6 protein-coding genes are annotated in these 3,301 nt (G+C 59.6%); all 6 read right to left on the bottom strand.

Annotated features, from left to right (window positions below; translation table 11 throughout):
* On the bottom strand, positions 1 to 238 hold a 238-nt coding region (locus tag BN1233_RS48745; protein WP_048709837.1), incomplete at its 3' end, for a hypothetical protein.
* Positions 239 to 253: 15 nt separating this feature from the next.
* Positions 254 to 628 (bottom strand): HNH endonuclease, encoded by a 375-nt coding sequence (locus tag BN1233_RS51350; RefSeq protein WP_074078421.1) that lies wholly within the window; start codon positions 626 to 628, stop codon positions 254 to 256.
* 1,126 nt (positions 629 to 1,754) lie between these two features.
* Positions 1,755 to 2,219 carry an HVO_A0114 family putative DNA-binding protein gene (locus tag BN1233_RS33660; RefSeq protein WP_147707699.1) on the bottom strand — a complete coding sequence of 155 codons (465 nt, stop codon included), beginning with the start codon at positions 2,217 to 2,219 and terminating at the stop codon, positions 1,755 to 1,757.
* Entirely contained in the window at positions 2,212 to 2,442 is a 231-nt protein-coding gene (locus BN1233_RS51580) for a hypothetical protein (protein ID WP_483310416.1), read from the bottom strand. Before BN1233_RS51580 ends, BN1233_RS33660 begins: the two co-directional genes overlap by 8 nt.
* Before the next feature lie 210 nt (positions 2,443 to 2,652).
* Positions 2,653 to 2,775 carry a hypothetical protein gene (locus tag BN1233_RS50680; protein WP_280139482.1) on the bottom strand — a complete coding sequence of 41 codons (123 nt, stop codon included), beginning with the start codon at positions 2,773 to 2,775 and terminating at the stop codon, positions 2,653 to 2,655.
* A 325-nt stretch (positions 2,776 to 3,100) separates the two neighbouring features.
* On the bottom strand, positions 3,101 to 3,301 hold a 201-nt coding region (locus BN1233_RS49285; protein ID WP_048709834.1), incomplete at its 5' end, for a hypothetical protein.

Genomic DNA, 3,301 nt, shown 5'->3' with positions numbered 1-3,301 from the left:
GCTCGAAGCACCCGTGCGCCGTCTCGAGCTCTCCGAGATCAATGCCCAGTTCGATCAGAGCGCGCTCAAGCCAATCCCGATCGCGCTTGCCGAGCGTAGGACTGGTGCGTAGGTGTGTGAGGCAGTCGAGTGCGCGGGCGATGTTGCGCTCGAGCCGGCGGATCTTCTCCTGCAGATCCAGGTTGGCGAGTGCGGCATCAAGGGGAATATAGAGGCCGGTGGGAGAGAGCGGTTCCATCAGACTTCCACGCGATCACCGGGGAATGATCTCACCCGACAGCTTCCTCTTCCAAGGACTAGTTTTTCCAAACGGCAGTGGTCTCTTGGATGTGCAGGCACCAATGTGCCGGATCTTCTGGCGTTTGGCCTGCGCGGTTTGCCGATGATCATTCCGGGTCTTGACCAAGGCACAGGCCTCATGCGCCGGTCCCATGTTCGCAAGATCATCCTCGCCTCCGAGTTCAAGAGCGCGAATGTGCTCGACAATCCAACGCTCCCGCACACCATCAATCCTGCGCTCGCACAGGACGCATGTGCCGCCTGTCTTCTCCCACACCTGGAGCCTCCGGCGCGGCGTGAGTTTCCGGCGAGCCGTCGTGCCCACATCCTCAATCTCCGAGAACGGCATGAGGGCCCTCCATCACAGATCAAGTGAAGAAGAGGGGCCGTCACTGTCTTGGGCTCGACAGCGGCTCTCATGGAGCAATCCAGCAATCCGGCGGAACAGGCGCTCACATTCCTTTCGCAGGATTTCACAGGAGACGATCAGCCTTTCGAGTTCCCTCTCTCGGTTCTGATCGATGGGAGTAAGGCGCACCTGTACGCCAAGGGAGGCGACAGTGGGCGTGCCCGCGCGATCTGCGGTGTGTGAGGATCGGCCTTTTGCGTCTAAGCCGCGTCCACGGGGTGCTCCTGTCATCGGACTTGCTCCTGAAATGATCCAGGGAGAACAGCGCTTCAGAACGGGCACCACTGATTTCCGACAAGTGCAAACGCTGCAGCGTAAACGAGGGATCACCATGCGAGGTGCTTTGGCTTTCGGGAGGGGAGGCCTGTGCACTCCTGGGTGTGCAACAGACCTTCAAGAGCACAGGTGAATGGACCACACGAATGTTAACTGCTGGGCAGGGTGTTCTCCTGTAGCAAAAGCCTCGCAAAGTAGAAGACGAAGCTGCTTGATGGTGTGTCCTGACATATTGTTGTATCCCAACGCCGACCCTGCATTAGAGATACAGCAACCTTTGTTTTCTGTCAAGAAAGCTGCAGCTGAGATACAGGTTATAGTTGATAAGAAACGCTGATGATCATGCGCCTCACACCACGCCTTTGCAGGGCTGCCAGAGCACTCGTAGGCTTCGAGCAAACAGATCTCGCGTCTGCATCTGGCGTTTCGAAGTCAACGATCGGAGCATTCGAGATTAAGGATGAGGGAGCACGGCTGACGACGATGAATAACCGCGCCCTCATTGAGGCCTTCGAACGTGCTGGTCTCCAGTTCATCCCGGAGAATGGGGGTGGGCCCGGCGTCCGCTTGCGCGACCCTACCGGCGGCCGCCACAGCAGGGCTCTACAAGCGGATCACCCTCGCGTTGAAGACAGTGAATGACGCAAGCGCCGAATAGGCGCGCTCTACGGTGAGAAGTCCCGAGTGTTCCGCTCTGGACTACCGTGTCATAGGGAGTGTTCGCGCGGCGTGCCCTAAATAAAAAGGGGGCCGAAAGCCCCCTCTCGTGCCCGTCGTATCGCACGACGCTTTAGAGGTTTACCGCCAGTTCAACCTTCTCGAACGGCACGACGGGGCGGATCTTGCCACGCTCGCCTCGCTCCAGGGTGACAAGACCATAGCGTTCCATCGTCTTGAGAGTGCGCGACAGGCTCGGCACCTTCCGGCCTGTCATACTCGACAGATCCTGAAGGGACGCTGGCTTCTGGTTCCTGATCCGCTCGAGCAGCTCCCTGTTCTTGCTGGAGAGGATTTTCCCGAAGGTCTCGGGAGACGGCATCCAAACCTTCGGATCATCCGGCTTCGGCTTCAGCTCGCCGCGGGCAATCGCCAGCGTGCGGGCCCTCATTTCCGATACCGATGCGATTCCGATCCGAAGGGTGGGAGCCGGCCTCTTTCCAGCACGGGCGGGACGGGCAGCAACTTCTCTGGCCTTACTGGCGAGGTCTGCTTTTCTGACCTTGGTGACGAGGTCTCCGCGTCGCCTCTCAGCCATGGTAAACACCTCTCTCATCGAGGACGCTGTAAACTTGCTTCCAGAAATCTTCGAGCAGCGTCGCAGCGTCGGTGTGATCGGAGGGACGCACCGATCGAAACCGGTGCTTGTGATCCCAGGTCTTGCGAGTCCTACCGGCTGGGCTGCGCCAGTTGGGCAGATGAGCATTGTCGAAGCCGACAAGGCGACTGTCGTTCGGATTGCCCGAGTCCGGGCCGTGCATCGTCAGCGAGTAGTCGAGGCCGTGGAGCTTTTCGCGGAAGGCGGAACTCGCCTGACCTCGAACTTGACCCAATAGCGACCGTTGGCGTCGAGGATCATGGTCACCCCATGCAGGTCGAGAAGGGTTTCCAAGACCTGGTCACGCTTCGACATATAGGATCGTTAACAGCACCTGTTAAAAGTTGGAAGAGTTTCCGGCAGTGTTCTCGCCCTAAAGCCCACTGCCCTTCTCGGGTTGCGTTGGTCCCTCAGCCAGGGTCGCGCGCTTCAGGGCGACCAGGTCGAGTTCGCCATGGACGACGGAAAAATGCTGCCCCTCGCGGCTCTGGCGCAACGGCTCCTGCAGGGACGCGACGCAAGCCCAGTGGTGCTCCCTGCTCTCCTCCGGCTCAGGCTCCCGATGAGCGCGCGGATGCGGGTGTTTTGGGCGCACATCAGAAGTCAGCCACCACCAGGCATTCCGCCGTCACGCCCATCACGTAAAAACTGTCGGTGTCATGCATGCGCTCAGAAATTACGTGGCGCTGCTCGGGAAAGGCATCACAGCAGAATGCGATGCAACTTTTTTGTTCACGATGCGTTCTAAACGGAGAATGGGCACGGCTCTGCCGCGTCCGCCACATCGGTAGCCCTGTGCATTGAGCGGTGAGTTGCGTTCACTAACTGACGAAGATGTGTGTTGCGTAATGTCCAGCCAGTCGTCCTCCGCTCCCCTCCCGCCGCCTCGCGATAACTCCCGCCCCGCCTCCGATCTCCGCGTCTTTCCCCGCGACCTCGGCTCCCTCTTTGCCCAGCGCCTGCTCATCCAGGGCGAAAGTGAGGACGAGTATGACGATCTTCTGTCCGGGGTCACGCGCGGC

Origin of the sequence: Microvirga massiliensis (assembly GCF_001006805.1) — a bacterium.
GTDB lineage: Bacteria > Pseudomonadota > Alphaproteobacteria > Rhizobiales > Beijerinckiaceae > Microvirga > Microvirga massiliensis.
The sequence above is the reverse complement of the archived record's forward strand: the minus strand, read 5'-3'. Positions and strand labels throughout refer to the sequence as shown.